The sequence below is a fragment of the Chryseobacterium sp. SIMBA_038 genome (assembly GCF_046535115.1).
In the GTDB taxonomy this organism is placed as follows: domain Bacteria; phylum Bacteroidota; class Bacteroidia; order Flavobacteriales; family Weeksellaceae; genus Chryseobacterium.
Genome location: NZ_JAWRXH010000002.1, coordinates 378416 through 405198, shown reverse-complemented (window position 1 = coordinate 405198; position 26783 = coordinate 378416). Strand labels below are relative to the sequence as shown.

21 protein-coding genes are annotated in these 26783 nt (G+C 35.8%); 6 read left to right on the top strand and 15 right to left on the bottom strand.

Annotated elements, in window-relative coordinates; translation table 11 throughout:
- Positions 1 to 62 precede the first annotated feature (62 nt).
- From SB689_RS07995 to SB689_RS07955, 9 genes are all read right to left on the bottom strand, one after another.
- On the bottom strand, positions 63 to 599 hold the full coding sequence (locus SB689_RS07995) for an adenine phosphoribosyltransferase (RefSeq protein WP_066753751.1): 537 nt from the start codon (positions 597 to 599) through the stop codon (positions 63 to 65).
- A complete protein-coding gene (locus tag SB689_RS07990) occupies positions 600 to 1796 on the bottom strand; it encodes a hypothetical protein (protein WP_410691599.1) in 1197 nt (398 codons plus the stop codon).
- Between the two features lie 51 nt (positions 1797 to 1847).
- Positions 1848 to 2864 (bottom strand): hypothetical protein, encoded by a 1017-nt coding sequence (locus SB689_RS07985; protein WP_410691598.1) that lies wholly within the window; start codon positions 2862 to 2864, stop codon positions 1848 to 1850.
- 145 nt (positions 2865 to 3009) lie between these two features.
- Entirely contained in the window at positions 3010 to 4341 is a 1332-nt protein-coding gene (locus SB689_RS07980; protein WP_410691597.1) for a quinol:cytochrome C oxidoreductase, read from the bottom strand.
- An 8-nt stretch (positions 4342 to 4349) separates the two neighbouring features.
- Entirely contained in the window at positions 4350 to 5051 is a 702-nt protein-coding gene (locus SB689_RS07975) for a c-type cytochrome (RefSeq protein ID WP_410691596.1), read from the bottom strand.
- A 1-nt stretch (position 5052) separates the two neighbouring features.
- On the bottom strand, positions 5053 to 5574 hold the full coding sequence (locus tag SB689_RS07970; protein ID WP_066753743.1) for a DUF3341 domain-containing protein: 522 nt from the start codon (positions 5572 to 5574) through the stop codon (positions 5053 to 5055).
- Positions 5561 to 6958 carry an NrfD/PsrC family molybdoenzyme membrane anchor subunit gene (nrfD, locus tag SB689_RS07965; protein WP_410691595.1) on the bottom strand — a complete coding sequence of 466 codons (1398 nt, stop codon included), beginning with the start codon at positions 6956 to 6958 and terminating at the stop codon, positions 5561 to 5563. Before nrfD ends, SB689_RS07970 begins: the two co-directional genes overlap by 14 nt.
- A gap of 25 nt (positions 6959 to 6983) precedes the next feature.
- Positions 6984 to 10031, bottom strand: coding sequence for a TAT-variant-translocated molybdopterin oxidoreductase (locus SB689_RS07960; protein WP_410691594.1), 3048 nt, complete (start codon positions 10029 to 10031; stop codon positions 6984 to 6986).
- Between the two features lie 22 nt (positions 10032 to 10053).
- Positions 10054 to 11418, bottom strand: a complete 1365-nt coding sequence (locus SB689_RS07955) for a c-type cytochrome (RefSeq protein ID WP_410691593.1) — start codon at positions 11416 to 11418, stop codon at positions 10054 to 10056.
- Between the two features lie 182 nt (positions 11419 to 11600).
- On the opposite strand from SB689_RS07955, the gene SB689_RS07950 reads away from it, so the two are divergent.
- The gene (locus SB689_RS07950) at positions 11601 to 12140 is read left to right on the top strand and encodes an SPOR domain-containing protein (RefSeq protein WP_410691592.1); all 540 of its coding nucleotides are present in this window, start codon (positions 11601 to 11603) and stop codon (positions 12138 to 12140) included.
- Between the two features lie 48 nt (positions 12141 to 12188).
- On the opposite strand, the gene SB689_RS07945 is transcribed toward SB689_RS07950, so the two are convergent.
- The 6 genes from SB689_RS07945 to SB689_RS07920 all read right to left on the bottom strand — a co-directional run bounded on the left by SB689_RS07945 (position 12189) and on the right by SB689_RS07920 (position 20474).
- Positions 12189 to 13463, bottom strand: coding sequence for a DUF6080 domain-containing protein (locus SB689_RS07945; RefSeq protein WP_410691591.1), 1275 nt, complete (start codon positions 13461 to 13463; stop codon positions 12189 to 12191).
- A gap of 79 nt (positions 13464 to 13542) precedes the next feature.
- Positions 13543 to 14466 carry a choice-of-anchor J domain-containing protein gene (locus tag SB689_RS07940; protein ID WP_410691590.1) on the bottom strand — a complete coding sequence of 308 codons (924 nt, stop codon included), beginning with the start codon at positions 14464 to 14466 and terminating at the stop codon, positions 13543 to 13545.
- 91 nt (positions 14467 to 14557) lie between these two features.
- Positions 14558 to 16099, bottom strand: coding sequence for a protein adenylyltransferase SelO (locus tag SB689_RS07935; RefSeq protein ID WP_410691589.1), 1542 nt, complete (start codon positions 16097 to 16099; stop codon positions 14558 to 14560).
- Positions 16100 to 16174: 75 nt separating this feature from the next.
- Positions 16175 to 18556 (bottom strand): penicillin-binding protein 1A, encoded by a 2382-nt coding sequence (locus SB689_RS07930; RefSeq protein WP_410691588.1) that lies wholly within the window; start codon positions 18554 to 18556, stop codon positions 16175 to 16177.
- Positions 18557 to 18562: 6 nt separating this feature from the next.
- The gene (locus tag SB689_RS07925) at positions 18563 to 19027 is read right to left on the bottom strand and encodes a gliding motility lipoprotein GldH (protein ID WP_410691587.1); all 465 of its coding nucleotides are present in this window, start codon (positions 19025 to 19027) and stop codon (positions 18563 to 18565) included.
- Entirely contained in the window at positions 19020 to 20474 is a 1455-nt protein-coding gene (locus tag SB689_RS07920; RefSeq protein ID WP_410691586.1) for a stage 0 sporulation family protein, read from the bottom strand. Before SB689_RS07920 ends, SB689_RS07925 begins: the two co-directional genes overlap by 8 nt.
- A 276-nt stretch (positions 20475 to 20750) precedes the next feature.
- On the opposite strand from SB689_RS07920, the gene SB689_RS07915 reads away from it, so the two are divergent.
- The 5 genes from SB689_RS07915 to SB689_RS07895 all read left to right on the top strand — a co-directional run bounded on the left by SB689_RS07915 (position 20751) and on the right by SB689_RS07895 (position 26719).
- Positions 20751 to 21986: an OmpP1/FadL family transporter gene (locus tag SB689_RS07915; RefSeq protein ID WP_410691585.1), complete on the top strand. Its 1236-nt coding sequence runs from the start codon at positions 20751 to 20753 to the stop codon at positions 21984 to 21986.
- An 11-nt stretch (positions 21987 to 21997) separates the two neighbouring features.
- Positions 21998 to 23536, top strand: a complete 1539-nt coding sequence (locus tag SB689_RS07910) for a G-D-S-L family lipolytic protein (RefSeq protein ID WP_410691584.1) — start codon at positions 21998 to 22000, stop codon at positions 23534 to 23536.
- 85 nt (positions 23537 to 23621) lie between these two features.
- Positions 23622 to 24560: a ribose-phosphate pyrophosphokinase gene (locus SB689_RS07905; RefSeq protein WP_410691583.1), complete on the top strand. Its 939-nt coding sequence runs from the start codon at positions 23622 to 23624 to the stop codon at positions 24558 to 24560.
- A 55-nt stretch (positions 24561 to 24615) separates the two neighbouring features.
- Positions 24616 to 25254, top strand: a complete 639-nt coding sequence (locus SB689_RS07900) for a 50S ribosomal protein L25/general stress protein Ctc (RefSeq protein WP_410691582.1) — start codon at positions 24616 to 24618, stop codon at positions 25252 to 25254.
- A gap of 244 nt (positions 25255 to 25498) precedes the next feature.
- A complete protein-coding gene (locus SB689_RS07895) occupies positions 25499 to 26719 on the top strand; it encodes a cysteine desulfurase (protein ID WP_410691581.1) in 1221 nt (406 codons plus the stop codon).
- Positions 26720 to 26783 lie beyond the last annotated feature (64 nt).

Below are 26783 nucleotides of genomic sequence, written 5' to 3'. Positions count from 1 at the left end.
ATTGCTTGTTTTTAGATTAAAAAAGATGCTCAACATTGTTCAGCATCTTTATATTTTACATTTTAATATTCTAAAATATGATAGATCTCAGAGTTGAATTTTTTTAATTTTTCATCACCATTTAAGCCTGTAAGACCAATCAGGAAACTGAATTGAGTTACGGTTGCGCCTTGTTTTTCAACTAATTTAGCCGCTGCTTCTGTAGTTCCGCCCGTTGCCAACAGATCATCGTGAATTAAAATTCTTTGTCCTTTTTTGATCTGTCCTTCGCGGGTTTCGATTACTGCACTTCCATATTCCAGATCATATTTTTCTGAAATGATGGGTGGAGGAAGTTTTCCTGCTTTTCTGATCAGGATAAACGGAACTTCTAATGCAACCGCAATTGCAATTCCGAATAAATAGCCTCGGCTTTCAATTCCGCAGACTGCATCTACTTTTCCTTTACTGAATGCTACCAGATCTTTAATAACATCTTCGTAAAGTTTTGGGTCTAAGAAAATTGGAGAGATATCTTTAAACTGAATCCCCGGAATCGGAAAATCAGGAATATTTTCAATCGTATCTTCTAATTTTTTGATGAGTTCTTTTGAAGCCATTTATGGGTTTATTTTATAGCTGGAAATTTTCCAGTCTCCGTTTACACTCTTAAGCCCGAAAGTTACCTTTAATGAAGTTGTTTTTCCATTTTTATCGGTAACATCGTAGGTTGCATTTACACTTGCATTGTTAGGATTGGTAGCGTTTGAACTGATGTTTTTAACGCTAACATTTTTCACAGATCCAAAACCTGAAGTTGGGTTCGAGAAAGACTCATAACTTCCCCAATTTGGGTTGTTTGATGCGTCAAAAGCCGCTTTTAGGTTTTGTGAACTTACGTTATTTAAAAACTTAGTTACTGTATTTTTAGGATCTGCAGTCGGCTGTTTTGGTGTAGCAGGCGTTGTAGTTGCTGCAGGATCTGTTGTTCCAGTTGGAGGAACTGTTGTCGTTGGATTGTTCGGATCAATAGCTGCCGGATCTTGGTTTACCGCTGTAGAATCTACTTTTGGTGGTGCAGGAACTTTCAATGCAGATGCATTAACATCCAATCCGATTTTAGACATTTGGAAAGTTTTTGCAGTTGTTTTTACAGAAACCGTGATGTCGATTTTATTGTCAACCACTTTTGAAGCAAGAAGTGATGAGAATTTCAAGTTAAATCCTTTGAAATTATTATCCTGCATCAGGTTTTTAGAGGTAGAAAGTCTTACTCCATTACTGAAAACTTCCAAAGTTGCTTCTAGACCGGCTCCGGTAAATGCAACAGGATTTCCTGCATTATCTACCAATCTTGGAATGATCTGGATCGCAGTTGCCCCATTTCCATCATCCGCAGAAGGTCTTGTGATGATGCTTAAAGAGCTTGCTTTAACGTCGTTTGGATCGCTTTCTTTTGCTTTCTCGTCACCGAAGATATTCATTTCACCTAGTGAAGGTGGAGCAGTACTTGCCCATTCGATACCGTTTTTTTGAGCAACCTGATCGGCCATCGTCAAAATTTCGGGAACTTTTTTTCCGTTAATAAGCTTTCCAAGAGCTTTCAATTCGTTTACATCGCCATCAGCTTCTACTCCAAATGTTTTAAGAATATAAAGAGCTTCATTAAATTTTATCTGTTTAATGGTTGGAAGGCTAGAAGTCATATCATTGATACTAGACTGCAAAGTTTGTGTACTTGTAGCATCTACATGATCCTTCTTACATGCCGTGAAAAGCAATAAGCTGAAAATTAGTAGAAAAGAAAACTTTTTCATGTTTTTTTGGTTTGCTACAAATTTAATAAAACCTTTACGAAAAGACATTTTTTATTTTTTATTTTGTTGCTCTTTTAAATCATCTTTAAAAAATGAGCTAAAAACACTCTGCATATTCGGAAAAGATGGCGATTCCCAGAATTTTGACTGATAATTGCTGTTATCTGTTTTGAATTTCACTTTTTCGATATCATTCTCGTTGCTGAAGTTTAATTCTGTAGGATAGAAGTTGGTGTAAAGAATTAATTGATTGTAATCTGGTTCACTTTTATGCTTTAGCTTTAAAAAATTAATTTCATTAAATTCTAATAAATCGCGCAATGTTTTTTTGCTTCCTTTTTCATAGGATAAATTTAAGATACTTTTAATATCAAAAAATCTGTATCCGAACAATGCAAATTCTTTTTTCTGTAAGGCTTCACCCGTGATTTCAATTTGATCTTTCTGGCCGCCTTTTAATTCTTTGATGGTTGATCTTTTACTTTTATAATCTAAAATATTTCCGACTTCTTTCAAATCCGGAACCTCCAATGTTGCATCATAATCCCACATTGCAGTCTGCTTTTTTTCAAACTTTACATCTTCGAGTCTGTAAACTCTGTATTGTTCAACATTTGTACTTTTCAGTTTCTTCGTTTTATTATCGAAAATGTAGGTGACAATTCCGTCTGTATAGCAATTTAATTTGTTGTTAACGGTTACATAAGAATTGAAATTTCCTTTCACGAAAATATATTTTGCAGGTTTATTATTTTTAATAACTACTGTTTCGATATCTTTTACTCTGTCATTAATTTTTATAATCTCTTTATCAAAATCTGAATAGGAGAGTGTGGCAACCGAAAAGTTATCATATATAATTTGAAATTTTTCCTGAGCCGGATCAATTGACTTTTTATCTATTTTTCCATCAATATCAGAAAAGGCAAGAATACTTCCGTCCTTTCCAAAAACTGAAACTTTGGGAAGTGGCTTATTTGTTTTTTCCGAAACAAAAGTAACAGACTGTGCATTTATAAATTGAAATGCCAAAACAAATAGAATGTAAAACAGATAACTTTTTTTCATAATAATTTTTTAATAGTTATATAACCAATCTAATGACAAGACGAAACAATTTTAAAAAAGTTGCCTGAAATGGTGAATTCATTCCATAAAAAAAGACTGATTAATTAATAATCAGTCTTTTAAAGTTTTATTTTGTTACAAGTCCTTAGAAAGGATACTCATAAATTTCAGATTCATGTAAGAATGGGTTACCTGTAGGAATCAATTTAAGTTTAGCTAATGCAGAAAGCACTGTAAACATAAACAATCCAACTACAAATAATACAGCTCCTAATATTAGTAACAATACTTCCGGAGTGTTCCAGAAAGGTCCTACCGTTCCCGGCATAACCATATTGAAGTAATCTAATAAGTGACCTAAAATAACCACGATCGCCATTACTGTAACTACTCTGTAGTTTCTCTTGATGCTGCTACTTACTAATACCAATAATGGTAATAAGAAGTTGATGATCAACATTGGTAAGAAAGTAACTCCGTAGTGTTGGAATCTTCCGAAGAAGTAGTTTACCTCTTCCGGTACGTTTGCATACCAATAAAGCATAAACTGTGCGAACCATGTGTACGTCCAAAGCATACTTGTAGCGAAAAGGAATACCCCTAAATCATGCAAGTGATTGTCATTGAACTGTGGTAAGAAACCATTTTTCTTAAGATAAACACTTAATAAAATGATAACAGCAATACCACTTGATAGGCAGCTAACCATTGAATACCAGATATACATTGTAGAATACCAGTGAGGGTCAATAGACATCAACCAGTCCCATGCCCAAGCTGCAGAAGCAAACCCGAAGAATGCGATATATCCAACAGCCCATCTGTAAAGGAACTGATACTCAACTAAAGATTTTGTATCATCTACTTTTTTAGACTGTGCTTTCAATTTCCATGCGAAGAATGATGCTCCGATAACGTAGATCAATGTTCTGATTGCATAGAAAGGAATATTTAAGAATCTTTTCTTTTCAAATAAGATCACATCAAAATGTGCAGAGTTTGGATCTGTTAAATCCGGATCCATCCAATGGAATAAGTGACCTTGGTGGAAGATATTCAATAGCATTAAGATTACCAAGATTGCACCACCGTAAGGGATGTAAGAAGCAATAGCTTCCATTACTCTTGTAATAATAATTGGCCATCCTGCGTGAGCAGCGTGCTGAATACAATAGAAAAATAATACCGCGCAGCTTACTCCAAAGAAAAATACAGCCACAAAGTGTATAGCCGCTAAAGGCTGATTGTGAATCTGTAGTTCTGCATGTTCCAAGTGAGCAGCGTGATCCTGAGGACCAATCATTTCACTTGAATGTGTAGGAGCAGTATGACCGGAAGCATGAACAGCTTCCATCATTTGTTCTATTCTTTCTGTGCTAATTCCTTTATTCAAGAAAAAACCAATACCAAACAGAACTAAACCTACAACAAGAAGTATTAGAGAAGTTGATTTTAATTTTGGTGAAAAACTATACATTTCTTTTCTTATTTTTTAGTTTCGGTAGTAGTCTCTGTTGCAGCTGCAGCTGGTGTAGCTGTAGCCGTTGTAGCTGCTGCAGGTGCTGGTGCTCCTTTTTTGAAGGCGCTCATCACATACATTGCCACTCTCCATCTGTCTCCAGCGTTAAGCTGTCCAGCATAAGAACCCATTGCATTTCTACCGTTTGTTAATACATAATGAACAGATCCTACAGTAATTTCTCTATCAGCATAGTTTGGTACACCAGAGAAAGCACCGCTTTGTACAATTGGTCCTTGTCCATCACCTCCTGTTCCGTGACATGCAGCACAAGTATGGTCGAATAACATTTTTCCTCTTTCAATATCCTTAGCAGCGTTTGCCGGATTTAAAGGAGAAGCATTTAGTTTTTTAGATGCATCATAACCTGCGTTATATTCGTCTACATTTTTTGGAAGTAAACCTTCTTCAAAAACGCCATCTTTATTTTGAGCAACCGATCCTTCTACTGGAGCAAGACCTGTTGCAAAACTATTTTTAACAAATGCCGGAATTTCATTTTCATGATCTGAATACGCATCCTGAGCTTTCATCAATGGATCATAAGCTACAGGAAAGTACATATCCGGGAAATATACCAACGGAGTGTTTTCTTTCGGTCCGCAAGAATTAAGTAAAACTGTAGTTAAACCTAAAATTGCTGTAATTTTTAATACATTCTTTTTCATTTTAAGCGTCTTTAACAGTTATTTCTTCAACTCCGGTTTCAATAAGCAACTGCTTTACAGATTCTACATCTTCAGTTACAAACTCCATAAGGAATTTATCATCTGTAGTTCTAGGATCCGGGTTTTGTGCAGGAGCTCCAGGATACATTTTGTTTCTTACCAAGAAAGTTAATGACATCATGTGAGCAGCACAGAAAACCATCAATTCAAACATTGGAACTACAAATGCAGGCATGTTATGTGCCCAGTCAAAAGCAGGTTTACCACCAATATTTTGAGGCCAGTCATGATTCATCACATACCAAGTTACAGTGGCACCAATGGTAAGACCGTAAAGAGCATAGAAGAAAGCAGCATCAGAGATTCTAGTTTTCTTTAAACCTAAAGCTTTATCTAGTCCGTGAACCGGGAATGGAGTATAAACTTCGTTTATCGCAATCCCTTTATCGTTGAATGCCTTAACGCCGTTCATTAGATCGTCGTCATCAGCATAAAGTCCGTATACAATTTTAGTGGTGCTCATCTCCTTCTTTTGCTTTATAAGTTTCACCTGAGATTTTCAGAATCGATTTCAATTCGGCCTGTGCAATTACAGGGAATGTTCTTGCGTATAGTAAGAATAATACAGAGAAGAATCCGATTGTTCCTAAGTATACACCTACATCAATGATCGTTGGCTTAAACATTGTCCAAGATCCAGGTAAGTAGTCTCTAGAAAGGTTGATAACGATAATATCAAAACGCTCGAACCACATACCGATGTTGATGATTAATGCAATAATAAATGTTGCAATGATATTTGTTCTAACTCTCTTAAACCAGAATAATGCAGGAATAATTAAGTTACAGCTAATCAATGCCCAGAACGCCCACCAGTAAGGACCGGTTGCTGCACCTGGAGAAAGATAAGTAAAGTCTTCAAATCTTGATCCTGAGTACCATCCGATGAAATATTCAGTTGCATAAGCTACAGTTACCATACCACCTGTTAAGATAATTACGATGTTCATAATTTCGATATGATACATTGTAATATAGTCTTCTAAGTGACAAACTTTTCTAGCGATCAACAATAGTGTTTGTACCATTGCAAATCCTGAGAAGATTGCTCCAGCAACGAAGTAAGGAGGATAGATCGTAGAGTGCCATCCTTTAATAACCGAAGTTGCGAAGTCAAAAGATACGGTAGTGTGTACTGAGAATACAAGTGGAGTTGCTAAACCTGCAAGAACCAAAGATAGTTCTTCGAATCTCTGCCAGTGTTTTGCTTTACCACCCCAACCGAATGCTAGGAATGTATAAATTTTCTTTGTCCAAGGAGTTTTTGCTCTATCTCTGATCATCGCAAAGTCAGGGATTAATCCCATGAACCAGAATACGGTTGATACTGAGAAATACGTAGAGATCGCAAATACGTCCCAAAGTAGAGGAGAGTTGAAGTTCCCCCAAAGAGAACCAAACTGGTTAGGTAAAGGGAAAACCCAATATCCTACCCAAACTCTACCCATGTGGATAACAGGGAAGATTGCCGCCTGAACAACCGCGAAGATAGTCATCGCCTCAGCTGAACGGTTTACAGACATTCTCCAACGCTGTCTAAATAATAATAATACTGCGGAGATAAGTGTTCCGGCGTGACCGATACCTACCCACCATACGAAGTTGGTAATATCCCAACCCCAGTTAATAGTTCTGTTAAGCCCCCATGCTCCAATACCTGTTCCGATAGTATAAGCGATACAGCCGAATCCGTAGATGAATAGAACTAAGGCTGCATATAGTGATACCCACCATAATTTTCCTGCTCTTTCTTCGATAGGTCGTGCGATATCTTCTGTAATATCGTGATAAGTTTTGTGACCAATAATTAGAGGTTCCCTTATCGGAGCTTCGTAATGTCCTGACATTTTTTACCTATTTATTATTTAAACTTTATTTTTCTACTCTGTTTCTTACTTTAGTGTGATAGAACACGTTTGGCTTGGTTCCGATCTCTTCTAGTAAATAATATCTTCTGTTGCTAGAATATAATTTTCTAACTTCAGATTCCTTGTCATTCATATCTCCAAACGTCATTGCTCCGGTAGAACAAGCAGCAGCACAAGCACAAGAATTTTTAAATTCAGTGTCAGATACTTTTCTGTTTTCTCTCTTAGCAGCTAAGATTGTAGCCTGAGTCTCTTGGATACACATTGAACATTTCTCCATAACCCCTCTTGTTCTTACAACAACATCCGGGTTAAGAACCATTCTTCCTAAATCGTTATTTTGATTGAAGTCGAATTTATCATTCAAGTTATAAGTAAACCAGTTGAAACGTCTTACTTTGTACGGACAGTTGTTTGCACAATATCTTGTACCAATACATCTGTTGTAAGCCATGTGGTTTTGACCTTGCTTACTGTGAGAAGTAGCCGCTACCGGACATACAGTTTCACATGGAGCGTGGTTACAGTGCTGACACATTACCGGTTGGAAAATTACATCAGGACTTTCGTTTGGCTCGATTAAGATGTCGTATAAGTTAGGAACGTTAAGTCCTCTGTCAATACCTTCTTTAGTTTCGATCTTTTCTTTAGCAGAGTAGTAACGGTCAATTCTTAACCAATACATGTCTCTAGACATTCTGATCTCTTCTTTACCTACAACAGGAACGTTGTTTTCTGCCTGACAAGCAATAATACATGCCCCACAACCAGTACAAGAGTTCAAGTCAACAGATAAGTTGAAGTGAGGACCATCTGTATCATCGAATGCATCCCAAAGGTCAATTTTACCTGCTGGAAGCGCTCCGCTAATGGTGTGGTACTCCAAAGGCTTGTTCCATCCTTTGTGTTCGTCATCGAATGCTACGTTAATATATTCAGCTAAAGGAACTTCTTTAGCGATTTCATAACGTCCCATTAGAGTATTCTGAAGCTGAATACCAGCAAACTCATGATCTTCACCTGTTTTTTCGATCTTAGCATTTGAAATAGCTAAGTTAGAACCATCAAATAAAGGATAAGCGTTTACGCCTGTATCAGCAGTAGCTCCTGAGTTTTTCTTACCATATCCAAGCGCAAGACCTACTGATCCGTCTGCTTGTCCTGGCTGAATGAATACAGGAACATCTTTTATTGTTACTCCGTTTACAGTAAGGTTTACGATTGAACCGTCTAACTGCATTCTAGCATTAAGATCGTTTTCAATACCTAATCTTTCTGCATCTTTAGGAGAAATTGTCAAGTAGTTATCCCAAGACATTCTAGTGATTGGATCTGGTAATTCCTGCAACCAAGGGTTGTTTGCCTGAGTACCGTCTCCCATTGAAGTCTTAGTATATAATACCAATTCCAGATCAGAAGCTTTGAAGTTTCCTAATTCAGCAATAGCTTGAGAAGCGTTTCCACCTGCATAAGACAACGTAGTTGCATTATTAGAAGGAACGATACCATTATATAAAGCTTTGTTGAAAGAAGTTGCTCCTAAGATTGAAGCAGAACTAGCTTTTAAATAATCGTAGTAATTATTAGCAGCGTTGTTTTTTCCATTTTTCCAAACCAATAGAGATTCTTCAATCTGTCTTGATTTGTAGATTTTTTGGATTGTAGGCTGCATTAATGTATAAACTCCAGTCTGAGGTTCCATATCACCCCAAGATTCTAGCCAGTTAGCTACAGGAATTACAGCTTTCGCTGCTTTGTACATTTCATTTTTCTTATCTGCAACAGCAACTACATAAGGAACCTTAGTTAAAGATTTTTTGAAATCTTCTCCTTTTGGATGAGAGTAGATAGGATCTACGTTGTTCGTAATTAATACTCCAACTTGTCCTGCATTTACCCATGCTAAGAATTCGTTATATCTCGCTTGGTCAAATTCTCTTAAGAAGTTCGCTTTACCAGTGAAAGCTACTGAACCTAATTTTTGGTTGATCAAGTGTGCCAGAACCTGAGCTCCTTTAGAACCGTCCGCCAATACAACAGCTTTGCTGCCTTTAGCTTGTAATTCTTTTACGATCTCAGAAGCAATCTTGTCAGAAGCAGCGCCTCCTCCTACGATTGCATTGTAAACTTCAACTAAAGTTTTGTTTACAGCACTTGGCTTTAATCTATATCTTGAGTCAGCATTAGCACCAGTTAAAGACATGTTTGATTCCACTTGGATGTGTCTCAACATGCTTGCTCCCGGTTTTCTTGCTTCAGCAAAAGAAGTTTCTAAGCTTCCAGCGTTGTAATCTCCTAAGAAATCTGCCTGGAAAGAAACTACTAATTCAGAACCTTTAAGATCGTAAACTGGTAATGCTCTTTGTCCGAATACTTCCTGAGCAGCATCTAATCCTGCAGAGTAAGGGAAAGCATCAAAAGTTACAAGTTCAGCTGTAGGATATTTTGCTTTAAAATCAGCGAATAACTTTTTGAAAGTTGGTGAAGCAAAAGATTGAGATAAAAGAACGATCTTCTTACCAACTGCTTTAGCTTCTTCTAATCCTTTAAGAACGAAATCATCTACTTTATCGAAAGTTTCGTCTTTGCCGTCTAGCTTAGGTTGCTTTACTTTATCATTATCATAAAGAGAAAGTACAGCCGCCTGAGCTCTAGCGTTAGTTTTACCTAAATCACCAGCTGCCGGGTTTGGATCAATTTTGATTGGTCTACCTTCACGAGTCTTTACTAAAACACTAGCGAAATCGAACCCATCAAAATATGTTGAAGCGTAGTAATTTGGAACCCCCGGAATAATATCGTGAGGTTTTACTACGTAAGGAATCGTTTTAATTACCGGAGCTTCACAAGCAGCAAGCGTTACCGCTGCTGTAGAGAATCCTAGTAACTTTAAGAAATCTCTTCTTGAAGTACTTGATCCGTTTTGTTCAGCATCTCCAAGGAAATCTTCTACCGGAATTTCTTCCTGAAACTCTTTCTGAGCCAGCTTATTATTTAAAGCCGGGTCTTTAAGTTCATGAATACTTCTAAATTGTATTTTGTTTGAAGCCATTTATACTTCTAATTTTTAGTTATTAATAATGACATTTACCACACTCAAGACCTCCAATTGCGTCTACAGTAATTTTACCTCCGTCTTTAGGGTATTGCTTTTTCAGCTTTTCGTGTAGATTTTTGAAGTATTCTTTATTATAACCGTTGTTCATGTCCACTTCAGTAGTTCTGTGACATTCAATACACCATCCCATTGTGAAGTCATTAGCCATTTGAACAACATTCATTGTATCAATTTTTCCGTGACAAGCTTTACAAACAACATCAATTTTGTTTGTTGGATTCTTTTTGTTGAAAGAATTAATGATCGCTTGTTCACCTGCAACTACGTGCTGAGAGTGATTAAAGTACACGAAATCCGGCATGTTGTGAATTCTCGTCCATTCTACTGGCTGAGTTTTACCTGTATACTGTTGTTTAGCAGGATCCCAACCTGTCGCAGCATAAATCTTCTGGATTTCTCCGTCATAGAATGCTTTGTCTTTTCCTGGCTCCATGTAATCATTAGCTCCGTATTCAGAAATTGTTCTGTGACAGTTCATACAAACGTTCATAGAAGGAATCTCAGATACTTTACCGTATTTAGCACTAGAGTGACATAACTGACAGTCAATTTTCTGTTCCCCAGCGTGGATTTTGTGAGAGAAATAGATAGGTTGTTCTGGCTTGTATCCTTTGTAAACCCCGATCCACATGATCCAGTTCCAAATTCCATAAGTTGCCAAAATAGCTAGGATCGTTAATAATCCTTTACCTACATAATGGTATTTTTCATAGATTTCGCTGAAAGATTTAACTCTAGTTTCGTTAAGTCCAGCTAAGTCTTCAGATTGCCCTAATTTTACTAATTGTCTTAGTTTAATTAAGATCCAAACTAATAGAGCAGCAATCGCTAAAAGTGAAATAATAACTACACTTGTCGTAGTATTGCTTGCCGGAGCGGCTTGTGCACCATCTGCTGCAGTCGCTGTTCCTGTGTCCTTTTTAGGCTCTTCTACAGCCGGAGGATTAGTTGTAAAAGCTAAGATGTCATCAATATCCTTATCTGTAAGATTCGGAAACTGTAACATTTCAGTTTTATTAAATTTTTCGAAAATCTCATTCGCGTATTTATCCCCAGAAGCTCTAAGAGCTTTGTTGTCTTTGATCCACTTGTGAAGCCAATCTTTGTCTACACCGCCTTCTGTCTTCACTCGTTCTACAACCCCTTTCAAAGGAGGTCCTATTACTTGTTTGTCCAGCGCGTGACATGCAGTACAATTCGCTTTGAAAAGTTTCTCTCCGTTTTTAGGATCGCCGTCTTGCCCGTAAATTGAAGCACTGGTTGATAGCAATAAGCCTATTGCGATCAACGTTTGTTTATAATGCTTTCTCCAACTAATCATTTAAATTATCTTATGTTAGTAAAATATTGAACCAATCAATCCCGCAAAAATAATATTTTTAACAGGAATTTAACGCCATAACGAGAGGGGAAAATATCATTTGTGGTTAATTTGTATTAATTCTAAATAACTTCGTTTGGCATAATTTTTTAATTTGTATAAATTTGCCGAAACAAGTTTAAATGAAAAATTTAATCAAAATATTTTCAGTATTATCATTATTAGGGTTTTATAATATTGGAGCACAGCAGGTTGTGAAGAAAGATACTTTGTCTGGAACAGAGTTAATCATGTCTATGGACCCGAAAGTGAGCGATGCTTTGGGGAATTTAGAGGATAAATGTTCCCGAGTAGCAACTAATAATTCATCAAGAGATAATGATGATGACACTCCTTATACGAAGCCAACAAAGATTTATGTTCCGAACAGAGAGCTTACAAATGCAGAAATTTGCAGAAAAAACCCTCGAATTTTAGGATATAAACTTCAAATCACGACTGTGAAGAGTAATGAAGAGGCAAATGAAGTGAAGTCTTATTTCAGAAGAAGATTCCCTAATTTGAAAGTTGAGACGGATGCTTCACTAAGACCAAATTATAAAATTTTGGCTGGAAGTTATTTTACAAAACAGAGTGCTGCTTCGGATTTGTCTAAGGTTAGAGAGTATTTTAAATCAGCAATTCCTGTGCAATACAGAATTTTCTGTGCAGAAGCGAAATAATTTTTTTTAAATATAAAATATCAAAGCTGAGAATTTTCTCAGCTTTTTTTATTGGTAATATTGATTTAAAAACCAAAAAAATTCTGTCATTCTTAAATAATTATTGAAGGCTAAATAAGTAAATAAAAGTCCTAGAATAACAGTTAAAAAAGAGAGAATTTTAGGCGATGATTTGTATGAATAAAACAGCCATCCTAAAAGTAAAGGATAGACAAAAACAAAGTGTCCACCATAGATATAAGAGGTGTGAAGTCCAAATCTCATAATGCAATGGATGATGATATCAATGAAAAAAGAGATCATTAATATCTGAACAAATTTGCTTTTGAAATTCTTAAAATAACTCCACAAAATCAATATCAAAAGTATAGAAATGAATACATAAGGAATCCAAGAAGTGTAAACAGCCATAAATAAGCCTTTGAAATCGAAGCCTTTCATGTTGTGTTTATTACGAATGATAAAACTTGGAAATAAAATGTTCCCTCCAAAAAAATAAGATGAAATCATGTCCCAGGTCGGAGTTGATTTTACATTGGAGAATTTTTCATATTGACTGTTTGTTTTTGAGAAGATTGTTTTATACTTAAAATCAATTCTATTTAAGTATAATAATATGAAGCAAATACAAGTTAGTGCTATTCTTAGAATGGCATTTCCAAATTTCTTCCAATTTTTGAAAAGTCCTTTTTCAAATGCTACTGGGATAAAAACTTTTATAATGTTTGTTACGGTAAGTCCACCGATTGAAATTCCAGCTAAAATTAAGGGTATCGCCGGGATTTTTTCTTCTTTTTTAATTTTTCTAGCTGCGTAATAATTAAATAAAGTCAGTAAAAATAAGGTGTATGTAAAGTTTTCGGGAGTAAAAGAAAGGATAATATTTGTCGAAAATAATCCAAAGAAGAGAGTTATTAATAGGCTAAAGAATAATGGAAGGCTAATAATATTTTTGATATACTTAAAAATCTGGACCAGACCTAAGCTAATGACTAGATTGCTAAACCAAGCTAGAGTAAGCCTAAATGTATCGTTTGTTTTTCCATCTGAAATCAATAAAGCTAATTCTCTTATCCAATTAAAAAAATAGTAGGCTAGAGGGTGTCTTTCAAAGCTTCCTCCGGTCATTATAATTGAGCGGTTGTCAAAGCTAAAATAAGCATCCCACGGGATTCTGTCGTCAAAAATTATTCTGTAATTAATTGCAATATAAGAGCCTAAAATTCCATAACAAATAATGAAAAATGCAAAAACGCCTAATTCAATAAAGCTTGATGGAAATATTAATTTTAAAATATTAATTAATTTGGATTTGAAAGCCACTTGTTATCAATTTTTTGCAAATGTAAAAATAAAAAGCTCACCAAATTGGTGAGCTTTAAAAAGATTATATAATGAATAATTATTCTTTAATTACTTTTTCTGTAGTTGTTGTTGCATCTGTGAATTCAACCTGTAATAGGTATCCTCCTTTTGGAAGTGAAGAAATATCAACTCTATCAGATGTAGATTTCAATACTGATTTTCCTGAAAAATCTAATACTGTAGAAGATTTGATCTTTTTATCAGTTTTGATGTTGATTTCTCCTTTTGTTGGGTTAGGATAGATGTTTGTTGCTTTAGCTTTTGTTGCTTCACTTGTTCCAAGAGATCCTGTAGTGATTCTTACATCATCGACCATGAACATATATTTATCCGCAGATATACATTGAATACCAATTCTTACAGTTTGCCCAGCGTATGCATCAAGTGCATAGCTTATGCGTTGCCAAGTTAGGGGTGTTGCAGTTAATGGACTTGCTCCCGAGATAATTGTGAAATTTGCGGCGGCAGTTGGTGTTCCACTACCTACATAAACTCCTATTCTATATCTTTCTGGAGTATATGTTGAAGACATTGCTTTCGTCCATAGAGATAATAAATTATTGCTTGCGCCTAATGTGACTGCTGGAGATATAAGCCAATCATTGTTTGCAGTGACAGTGCCAACTGGAACCGCAGCCCAAGAAGCAGCATATTTTAACCCACTGTGAGGATCAAAATTTCTAGTTTCAGGATCAGCAGTAGTTGGAGTTGCTTGATTTGTTACACCAGCCACTGAAGGATTGAAAATTTGATAAGCCATTGCTTCACCAGCATTATCCCAAGTTGGGTCACCGCCTCCGGTATAAGTAGTTAGGCCGTCTAAATCTAGAGTAAGCCAGCTTCCAAAGCCTGTAATTGCAAAATTTGTATAAGATTCAAAGTCTTCATTTAGTAATACTGTTTGAGCTTGTGTAGCTGCTCCAGTAAGAAGTAAGCTTAGAGATAGTAGAAGTTTTTTCATGATATTTTTTATTTTATGTAAATATAACAAAAAAAGCTTAATGATAAAAAAAACTCAACCTAAATACTATATTAATGGATTATTAACAAATTTAAGAACTGCACGAAAGCGTCGAACATCCCGATATATCATCATATTCTGAAGGTCTTTTTATTGAAAATTCAGAATAAATTTCTTCATAAGGATTTTCTAATGCTGCTGTTAATTTGTTAAGCATTTCAGTTTTTCCTAAATTAATTTCTTCAATACATTGGTATAAAATAAAATTTCTTAAAATGAATTTTGGATTTGTTTTTCTCATTAAGCTAATGGATGCTTCTTTTGAGATTAAATTCCTACTAATTCTGGCTTTGTAAGTAATTATGAAATCCTCAATTTTTAAAAGTTTTGCAGTATCTAAAAGAGTGTAAGAAACGCTTTCAAACATAGCTTTCAAATCATTTTTATCATCAAATTTTTCTAATTGATTGAAAAATAGAGTGTAGTCTAATTGTAATTCCTGCATAAGTCCTTGCCAGTTTGTGAAAAACTCTTCATCACCATCAAGTAATTGATTAAATCCAAATTTCTTACAAAGCATATTGTCATGAGATTTCCAGAAATAGTCTCCAAACTCGTTTAATGTTTTTTCTAAAAACTGTTCATCTTTTATGATTGGATGTAGTGAATTTGCCAATTGCCAAAGATTCCATTGCGAAATTTGGCCTTGTTTTCCGAAGGCATATCTTCTTCCAGGTAGATCTGTGGTGTTGGGAGTGAAATTCAAATCATATTCATCCATCATAGAATAAGGACCGTAATCTATAGCTAATCCTAAAATTGACATATTATCCGTGTTCATTACCCCATGAACGAAACCTACTCTGAACCATTCGACCATAAGATCGGCTGTTTTTTTACAAACGCTTTCAAAAAAGTCTTTATATTTTTGAATTCCTTCGGAAGTTATTTCGGGATAGTAATTATCAATAGTGAAATTAATTAGTTTTTCTAAAGTGCCATATTCTTGTTGAGCAGACATCAGTTCAAAATGTCCAAAACGAAGGAAACTTTCTGCTGTTCTTACAACTACTGCTCCTTTTTCTTTTTGAGGATTTCCACTGTACATCATATCTCTTACGACATCTTCTCCGGTGAAGGATAAACTTAACGCTCTTGTTGTAGGAACTCCCAAATGAAACATAGCTTCACTCATCAAATATTCTCGAACAGAAGATCTCAACACAGCTCTTCCGTCTGCATGTCTGGAGTAAGGCGTTGCACCAGCTCCTTTCCACTGGATTTCTGTTTTTTTGCCTGAATCGTTTGTAATTTCACCAGCTAAAATTGCTCTTCCATCACCTAATTGCCCTGCCCAATTTCCAAACTGATGTCCTGCGTAGGCTGTTGCGTAAGTTTGAATATTTTCAGGAAGATTATTTCCAACAAGAAAATCCAGATCTTTTTCTTCAAATTTTCCTAATCCTATTTCTTCCGAAAGTTTATCATTAAAAACAATTAATTCAGATTTTTCAAAACCCACAGGATTTATAGTTGAAAATAAAACTTTAGGTGTATTTCTCTGAATAGTATTTCCAGAAAAATCTCCAGGAAAAATTTTTATAAAAGGTTGTTTGATGTTTTCGATATTCATGAATCAAAGTTATTAATAATAAAAGAAAAGACCTTCCAAATAATTGAAAGGTCTTGTGTATTTCTAAAAGAGAATTTATTTATTGAAATCTACCTCATCTGCTGAATGTAGGTTTTCATTAACATTTTCATCTTTCTTTTGTGAATTGTTTTTAGGGGTATTATCCACCGGTTTCGGATTTTTGATCTCGTCAATCGTTTGAAGACCTCCGTCATCACCATAACCTCCGCCAATACCTTTTAATCCGGAACATCCGTCTTTCCAATCGGAAGGTTTTGTGAATTTGTCATCAGGGGAAATTCCTAATGTTTTATCAGCCCAGACTTTCTTCATAAAGATTGCCCAGATTGGTAAAGCCATTTTTGCTCCCTGACCTTCTCCTGTTCCTAAGAAGTGGGTTGCTCTGTCTTCCCATCCAACCCAAGCTCCTGTTGCTAGTTTTGGTGTAATTCCCATAAACCAACCATCCGAGTTGTTCTGCGTTGTACCTGTTTTAGCAGCAATTTCCACAGCTTTTGAAATTCCTCTTCTTCCTAGTTCACCTGAAGCGGTTCCGTATTGTGCAACACCTTTCATTAATTCAATCATGGTGTAAGCATAAAGCGGGTTCATTACTTCTTTTGGTTCTACATTTACTTCTTTAATTACCCTACCGTTGGCATCTTCAATTCTCCAGATCATTTCCGGTTTGTTGTGATTTCCGTAGTTGGCGAAAGTACTGTAGGCTCCAAGCATTTCATAGATTGTAATATCTGATGAACCTAAAGCAATTGTATTGTTTCTTGGAATTTCTTCCGTTACACCCAAATCTCTTGCCGTTTGAATTACAGCATCAACACCTGTCATTTCAATAAGTCTAGCAGCTACAGGGTTTTGAGAGTGTGCCAATGCGTCTTTAAGTGTTAGCATTCCTCCTCTTCCCGGAACATGCCATCCTTTATGATCGTAAGTCCCGTTAGATACTGTTGAGCAAGGTGTCATTCCTAATTTCATAATAGCAGTTGCATATACGAAAGGTTTGAATGTTGAACCAACCTGTCTTTTTCCTTGTTTGATGTGATCATATTGGAAATGTTGCCAATCGATACCTCCAACCCAAGCTTTAATCTCACCAGTTCCGGGAACCATTGACATCAAACCTGCCTGAGCAATTTGTTTGTGATATCTGATAGAATCCCAAGGAGACATTTCAACTTCTTCTTCTCCGGCCCAAGTGAAACGTGAAGTTTTGATTGGTTTGTGGAATTCCATCATGATTGAATCTTCAGAAACTCCGGCAGCCTTCAATTGCTTGTAACGTCCGGTTCTTTTCATCGCCTGAAGCATTACGCTGTTGACCTGAGTATTTGTTAAGTAATAGAAAGGTCTGTTTTTTCTACCTCTTTGCTCAGCATCAAATCTTTTTTGAAGATCTGTTAAGTGTTCTCTGATCGCGTCTTCAGCATACTTTTGCATTTTAGAATCAAGAGTAACATATATTTTTAAACCATCTTTATAAAGGTTTAATTTCTTACCTGTCTGCTTTTCGTAGTCTTTAAGATAATTATCAATTTCCTTTTTCAAATAAAACTTATAGTAAGCAGAATAATCGTCACTAATGTTTTTAATTGGATGATAATCTAAAGTAATTGGCGTACTAACGGCTTTATCGTAAGTTGCCTGATCGATATAACCCGTTTTCTGCATTTGCTCCAACACAACATCTCTTCTCGTTTTAGCCCTGTCGATATTTCTCATAGGGTTATTTTTTACCGGGTTTTCCAGCATCGCTACGAACATTGCAGCTTCCGGAAGGGTAAGTTGAGAAGTTTTTTTATTGAAATAGATTCTTGAAGCCATTTCAACACCGTTTGCATTGTATAAAAAGTCGAATTTGTTGAAATATAAAGTAACAATTTCTTCTTTGGTATATCTTTTTTCAAGACTTACAGCAACAACCCATTCTTTTAATTTCTGGAATGCTCTTGCAACTTTATTTTGAGAAGCTCCATTAGTGAAAAGTAATTTTGCAAGCTGTTGAGTAATGGTAGAACCTCCACCTCGTCCACCTCCGTAAACAACGGCTCTGGCAACTGACTGTAAATCAATTCCTGAGTGTTCTTTGAAACGCTCATCTTCTTTAGCCTGTAAAGCATAAACAAGATAAGGAGGAAGATCTTTATAGGTAATAGGCTGAGTTTTTTCTTTTTCAAACTTGCCTAATAATAAACCATCAGATGAATAAATTTCAGATGCAACGTAAATATCTGGGTTTTCAAGCTCTTTTACATCGGGCATTTCTCCAAGAAAACCTTGAGAAACGGCAAAGAAAAGTCCTGAAATTCCTAAAACGACTGCAATGAGTCCAATCCAAATAAAGCTAACCCATTTTTTCCAACCGGTTTTTTTGCCATTTTTTTTGGGAGGAAGGGGGAATGTTTTTCCTTTACTTCCTGCGTTTTGTTTGTTTACTTCCATTTATGATTACGGTTTAGCCGTTTCTATTTTTACTCCAATATCTTCAATTCCGTGAAGGGCATCGTTTCTCATGGCTTGCACCACGCCGATTTCATACTTGCCTTTCGCAGGAAATTTGTAATTCAATTTATATTGAAAAAGCGTCTCCTTCGTCTCACCAAAACCTGTACCAAGCCATTCTCCGTTTGGTTTTGCCAATACATAATTCAAGGTATCGGTTTCCTTTTTCTTGTTTTGAAGATTGGTGAAATTTACGATAAATCTTATATTGCTGTAAGGATAATCATTGTTATTTCTTACAACAAATATAATATTTTTAGGATTTTGCGGATCTGAAATTTCTAGATTAAATTTTTGTTCACTTTTCTTATTCCATTTATTATCAACAGAATTCATAGTAACGTCCCCTTCCGAAGAAGAGTTACAGCTAAAGAAAAGGATAAGAGTTAATAACCCTAAAATTTTACGCATTGTTATCTTTTTTTGGAGGAAATTTCTTCTTGAATTTTTTCTTATTTGGGTTTGGTTGAGCACTTTTTTCAGGATCAGCTGCCGTTGCATCTGCTTTTTCTAACTGAGCTTTTGGCTGTTGTTGCTGAGGCTTTTGAGGTCTCGGTTTGTTAGAATTAGCGTTGGCGTTCGGGTTCGGGTTTTCTGACCTTGCTGGTCTTTCAGTTCTTTCCGGACGATCAGATTTTTCAGCATTTTGAGGTCTGTCTGATGATCTTTCTGGTCTTGGTTTTCTAGGACCTTGATTTGGACCGTTTTGATTGTTATTCGGTCTGTTTTGATTCTGATTTTGAGGTCTGTTTTTGTTAAAACTCTTATTTTTCTTCTCAAATCTATCAACACTGTTCTCCTGAATAAGGTCAATCGTATGCAAAGGCACATCAGGTTGTTTAAGATCTTCAAGAGGTGGAGTTCTTTCGCCTTTTTTATTTTGTGCGATTAATTTTTTAACCAAATCAATATCAAAATCATACCAAGCCATTGAACTGTCTACATACGCAAACCACATTTTCTTTTTGAAAACGTCAATTTTAATACAAAAAGCCCTTCCTTTTTCTGTATCTAATACTGTTGACGAAGAAGGGAAGTTGCTTAAAGCATCAAGGTAGCTGTCTAATTCATAATTAAGACAACATTTAAGTTTACCGCACTGTCCAGCCAGTTTTTGAGGGTTGATACTCAATTGCTGATATCTTGCAACGTTGGTGTTTACCGATCTGAAATCCGTTAACCAAGTTGAACAACATAATTCTCTTCCACACGATCCGATTCCTCCAACTTTTGCAGCTTCCTGTCTGAAACCGATCTGTTTCATATCGATTTTAGTTCTGAAAGTTGAGGCGTACTCTTTAATTAACTGTCTGAAATCTATTCGATTATCAGCAGTGTAATAAAATGTAACTTTAGAAGCATCTCCTTGATACTCAACATCTGTAACCTTCATTTCAAGGCCAATTTTGTGAGCAATTTTTCGGGCTTCTATTTTTACGCTGTCTTCTTTTTTTCTAACTTCCTGCCAGACTTCAATGTCTTTTTGGTTCGCTAATCTATATATTTTAAGTGCTGATTCTTCAGAAGCTCTTTTCTTCTTCATCTGAATTTTCACTAATTCTCCGGTGAGACTTACCACACCTACATCATGTCCGGGACTTGATTCTACTGTTACTACGCTACCTATATGTAAAGGAACATTATTTACATTTTTATAAAATAATTTTCTGTCATTTTTAAATCTAACTTCAACATAATCACACCTGTTAGATGCAGGATTATTGATGTTAGACAGCCAGTCGAAAACACTTAATTTATAACTATTACCACAGGTATTTACACTTTCACAGCCATTCGCGGTTTTCTTGGGTCCGCAAGAATGTGCAGAATCGCCGGATGTTTTACATCCACAACTCATATAACTTTTATTTGTTCTTGCAAATTTATATATTTTTATCTTTATGTAATTCTAAAAAATTCAAATATTCGTCAACATCATTGTTTAATATTAAACGAAAAACTTGATTAGTCAGTAAAACATTATTAAATGCTTAATAGTTATGTGTTTAAGGCTTGTTTTTGGCAAAGTGTTATTTTAAACATAATTTTCTTTTAGCATAATGTTTAAAATTTTAAGATTTATTAACAGTTGTAGCCAAAATAATTTTATATTTGGGTTATATAATAATAGTCTATGAAAAAAATATTAGTATCAACTGCTTTATTGGCGGGTGTTCTATCTTACGCAGGAGGCTTCAGAGTGTCTCTGCAAGGGGTAAAGCAATTGGCAATGGCACATACTAGTGCGCATGCTGAGGATGCAAGTGTGGCATTCTTTAACCCGGCGGGTATGTCGTTCATTCCTTCAAGACTGAGTATCTCAGTGGGAGCTTTTGCTGCAGGTAATAAAGTTACCTTCCAGAATACGAATACTCTGCAAAGTACAGAAACAGATAATCCTATCGGAACTCCTCTTTATGCAGCAATTGCTTATAGACCGATTGAGAAATTATCAGTTGGTTTCAGTTTTTCTACTCCTTTCGGGAGTACAATTGAGTACCCAAGTGATTGGGAAGGAAAAGAAATGGTTCAGAGACTTGAGCTGAAGGCATTCTATTTTCAGCCAATGATTTCATATAAATTTAATGATTGGTTTGCATTTGGTGCAAGTTATATCTATGCAAAAGGAGATGTGAAATGGGATAAGGCTATTACACAATTTGGAGGTGAGCTTAATCTTGACAGTAAAGCAAGCGGACATGGATATGGTTTTGGTTTCTATTTCAGACCAGATCCAAAGCTTGATGTAAGTATCGCTTACCGTTCTCCAGTTGATATGAAAGCTAAGGAAGGAAAGGCTACTTTCAAATTTCCGACAGCTTCTATCTATCCGTTATTAGGTCTTGATGCATCAGGGAAAGATAGCTTCACTGCAACTTTACCTTTGGTGGAAGAGTACACTATTGGTTTAACGTATAAAATTACTCCAAAATGGTTGATTTCAGCAGATTTCAACTACCATGGATGGGAAAGATACAGTAAATTGACGTTGGATTTTGGCAGTGCTCCGGTTGGAAATCAGCCATCAGATCCTACAGTTTCTGTTTCTCCTAAAAACTTCCACAATACTAAAACATTTAGATTAGGAACTCAATATGCATTTACAGATAAGATCTTTGGTCGTCTTGGTGCTTATTATGATGAATCTCCTTATGGAGACGAAAACTTTATCCCTGAAACACCTTCATACAATACATATGTTGTAACGGGTGGGGTTGGATTTAAACTAAAACAATTCGGAGTTGATGTTTCTGGAGGATACGCAATGCCTCAGGCAAGAGACGTGAAAAATGCTAATCTTGGTTTCTACGGACAATCCACAGCTACGGCATTTTATGTAGGTCTAGGTTTATCTTATAATCCTTTTTAATTAGAAAGACTATGAAAAAAATTATAATTTCTACAATCGCTATTTCCGCGTTACTTTTTACAACGAGTTGCGAAAATGAATTTGATACAGACGTAAAGGATGTTCAGGTTTCTAAAGGTGAAGCCGATTTTACTAAGTATGTTTCTTTAGGAAACTCATTAACCTCTGGTTACAGAGACGGTGCTCTTTATATTGATGGCCAAAATGAATCTTACCCTTCAATGATTGCTCAGCAAATGAAGCTTGTTGGTGGTGGAGATTTCAAACAGCCTTTAATGGCTGATAATAATGGAGGTCTTCTTCTGAATGTTGGTGCAAATGTACAGATTGCCAGTACAAAACTTTATATTGATAGCTTTATTGCAGGTGCTCCGGACATTAAAAATGCTAATAATAACGTTGCAACAACTGTAACAAATACTGTTTTAGCTGGTCCTTTCAATAATATGGGAGTTCCGGGAGCAAAAGTGGCTCATTTATTAGCTCCGGGTTACGGAAACGTTTCGGGAGTTTTACTAAAAACGGCTAATCCTTATTTCGTAAGATTTGCTTCAAGTCCAACAACTTCGGTTATTGCAGACTTTAAAGCTCAAAATCCTACATTCTTTTCTTTATGGATTGGTAATAATGATGCTTTACTTTATGCTTTAGCTGGTGCAGATAGTTCTGTAGAAACTTTAACGCCTCCAGCTCAGTTTGCTACATATTATAATGCATTGATCGCTGAGATTGCTACAACTAATGCTAAAGGGGTTGTTGCAAATATTCCTAGTGTAACATCTATTCCTTCATTAACAACGATTCCTACAAATCCTCTTACATCTGCTGTTCTAGGAAATGGAAATGTTGCTGCAGGTGAAGCGAATATTGATAATTTAAATACAAACCTTTACGGACCATTAAATCAGATCTTAACTGCATTTGGAGCTGGGGACAGAATTAAACCTCTTTCTAAAACTGCTGCAAATCCTTTACTTATTAAGGATGAAAGTTTAACAGATCTAAAGGTTCAAATTACAGCGGCTGCGGCGGCTTCAGGAAATGCTCAGTTAGTTGCTTTGGCTACTTATCTTGGGAATACTTATGGTCAGGCAAGACAGGCAAAAGCTGGAGATTTAGTGCCTTTAACTACAAAAGCTGAAATTGGTAAACCGGAACCAAGTGTTCCTGCTTCTTTATCGGCTAGAGGTATTGCTTTCCCTTTTGCAGATAAATATATTTTGATTCCATCTGAAATTACAGAAATCAACACGGCTATTGATGCTTACAACGTAACAATTAAAGCTGCAGCTGCTTCAAAAGGCTATGCTTTTGTTGATGCTAATAAGAAAATGAATGAGCTTGGATCTCAGTCAGGAGTTTCTTGGGATGGTGTGAAGTATACTGCTAAATTCGTTACAGGAGGAGCTTTCTCTTTAGACGGAGTGCATCTTACGGGTAGAGGGTATGCAATTATTGCTAATGAATTCATTAAGTCAATCAATGCTACTTATAAATCTACACTACCATGGGTAGATCCGAATAAATATTCGGGAGTGAAATTCCCTTAATAAAAGGAAAATAAAAACATATGAACCACAAGGAGTAATTCTTGTGGTTTTTTTATAAATTTGCAAAATCTTTTAAAAAGTAAAAATGGCCGATCAGTTAAGTTATCTGTTTTCTACAAGAACGAGTAAGGTCTTGGCAGAAAAAATTGCCCAACATTATGGGAAAGAATTAGGGAAAATCATCATTCAGGAGTTCAGCGATGGTGAATTTGAACCTGTTTTAGACGAATCTGTAAGAGGTGGAAGAGTTTTCCTAATCGGATCTACGTTCCCTCCAGCAGACAATCTTTTAGAACTTCTTCTAATGATTGATGCTGCAAAAAGAGCTTCTGCGAAAAGCATTACGGTTGTACTTCCGTATTTCGGACTTGCAAGACAAGACAGAAAAGACAAGCCAAGAGCGCCGATAGGTGCGAAATTGGTTGCAAATCTTTTAACGGCTGCGGGAGCAACAAGAATTATGACTATGGATCTGCATGCAGACCAAATTCAAGGGTTCTTTGAAATTCCTGTGGATCATTTGTATGCTTCAAGCATTTTCGTGGATTATATTAGAGATCTAAACTTAGATAATCTTACGATTGCTTCTCCGGATATGGGAGGTGCTAAAAGAGCGAAAAACTACGCAGGTCACCTAGGTGCTGATGTAGTAATTGCTTATAAGGAAAGAAAAAAAGCGAATGTTGTAGAAGAAATGTTCCTTATCGGAGATGTTGTAGGAAAGAATGTTATCCTTATTGATGACATGATCGATACTGCCGGAACACTTTGTAAAGCTGCAGATATCTTAATGGAAAAAGGAGCAAAATCTGTAAGAGCAATGGCAACTCACGGAGTACTTTCAGGCAAGGCTTATGATAATATTGAGAACTCAAAATTATTGGAAGTTATTGTAACTGACTCAATTCCTGTGAAAAATAATTTGACAACTAAAATAAAAGTGCTATCTTGCGCCCCTCTATTTGCGGACGTTATGAAGATGGTTCACGAGCATCAATCAATTAGCAGTAAGTTTGTTATTTAATTGATAGTTAGTTGTTTGCAAATTAAATTTTAAACAAATTTTTAAATTTTTATAAATGAAATCAATTACAATTCAAGGTACAAAAAGAGAAAGCGTGGGCAAAAAGTCGACAAAAGCTTTACGTGATGCTGAATTAGTTCCTTGTGTTGTTTACGGAGGTGGCGAGCCATTGAACTTCTCTGCAACAGAGAAATCATTCAAAGGTTTGGTATATACTCCTGAAGCACACACGGTATCTATTGAAGTTGACGGACAGGTAATTCCTGCTGTTCTTCAAGATATTCAGTTCCACCCAATTACGGACAGAATTATTCACGCAGACTTCTACAGATTATCTGACGATAAGCCAGTTGTTATGGAAGTTCCTGTAAGAATCACTGGTCGTTCTAAAGGTGTTGTAGCTGGTGGTGTTTTACGTCAGTCTTTCAGAAAATTGAAAGTAAAAGCTATTCCTGCAAACTTGCCAGACGAGATCGTAGTAGATATTACTTCTCTTAAAATTGGTAACAAACTTTATGTTGGATCTATCAAAGCTGAAGGTTATTCTTTCGTACACCCAGACAATGCAGTTGTAGTAGCTGTTAAGATGTCTAGAAATGCAGCGAAAGGTGGTGCAGTAGCTGATGATGACGATGAAGAAGAAGTTGTAGCTGAAGGAGATGCTCCTGTAACTGAAGAAGCAGCAGCTGAATAAGAAATTTCTTAATCACAATATAAGACCTGTCAATGTATTTTGGCAGGTTTTTTTTATGTGAAAAATCAAAATTTATGATTGATGATCTAATTTTCGAGTAAGCTATTAACAAAATATAATTTATTTATCGAATCTTTCTATCAACCAACAACAATCAACCCTCTCCTAAAAACTTTCTTTCGAAAAAAAAGCCGTAAATTTGAAGTGTTCTAAATAAGAGCATTTTAATTTAAAATTTTAATAAATGTTTGACATTCAAGAAATAAGAAGTCAGTTTACTATATTAAACCAGCAGGTGAACGGTAAGCCATTAGTTTACTTAGATAATGCGGCAACATCTCAAAAACCAAATTCAGTTTTAGAAGTTTGGAATAAATATTACACCGAGCTTAATGCCAATGTACATAGAGGAATTCATACATTAAGTCAGTTAGCAACCGAAGAAATGGAGCTTTCAAGAAGAAAAATTCAGAAATTTATCAATGCTAAACATGATTTTGAAGTAATTTTTACAAAAGGAACAACGGAAGGGTTAAACCTCATCGCTTATATTTTAACTCAGAAGCTTAAAAAGGATGATGAAATTATCATTTCTTACCTTGAGCATCACTCAAATATAGTTCCTTGGCAATTGCTTTGTGAAAGAACAGGTGCGAAACTTCGTGTTATCCCAATTGATGAAAATGGTATTCTTCAACTTGATTATTTGGATGAATATTTAAGCGAAAAAACAAAAGTTGTTTCTGTAAATCAGGTTTCGAATGCATTAGGAATTGTAAATCCGATTGAAGAAATTATTGCTAAAACAAGAAAAAATTCTGATGCTTATATTGTAATTGATGGCGCTCAGTCGGCTCCGCATTTCACTATTGATGTTCAGAAAATGGATTGTGATTTCTTCGTATTTTCAGGTCATAAAATGTATGCTCCGATGGGAACAGGTATTTTATACGGAAAACAGGAGATTTTAGAAGATTTACCGCCGTTTCATGGAGGAGGAGAGATGATCGCAACATGTTCTTTTGATGGAACGACTTACGCAGGTCTACCTTTTAAATATGAAGCCGGAACACCCAATGTTGGGGGAAATATTGCTCTTGGTGCTGCGATAGATTTTATTGAAAAAGTAGGACAATCGAACATTCAAAATCATGAAAATGCTTTGTTGGAATATGCTCAAAGACAATTATTGGAGATAGAAAACCTAAAAGTTTATGGTGAAAAAGCCAACAGAACGGGGGTTGTTTCCTTTAATCTGGAAGGAACAGGGATTTCTTCCGATGTTGGGATGATTCTTGATAAAATGGGCATTGCTGTGAGAACAGGACATCATTGTACGCAGCCTATCATGGATTTCTTCAATATTGCAGGAACTGTGAGAGCGAGTTTTGCGATTTACAATACTTTCCAAGAGATTGATTCTCTGGTGGAAGGGGTAAAAAAAGCACAAAGAATGCTTTCTTAAAAGACTTTACATTATTTTAATTAAAATACAATCACCCTTCATTTTTGAGGGGTGATTTTTTTGT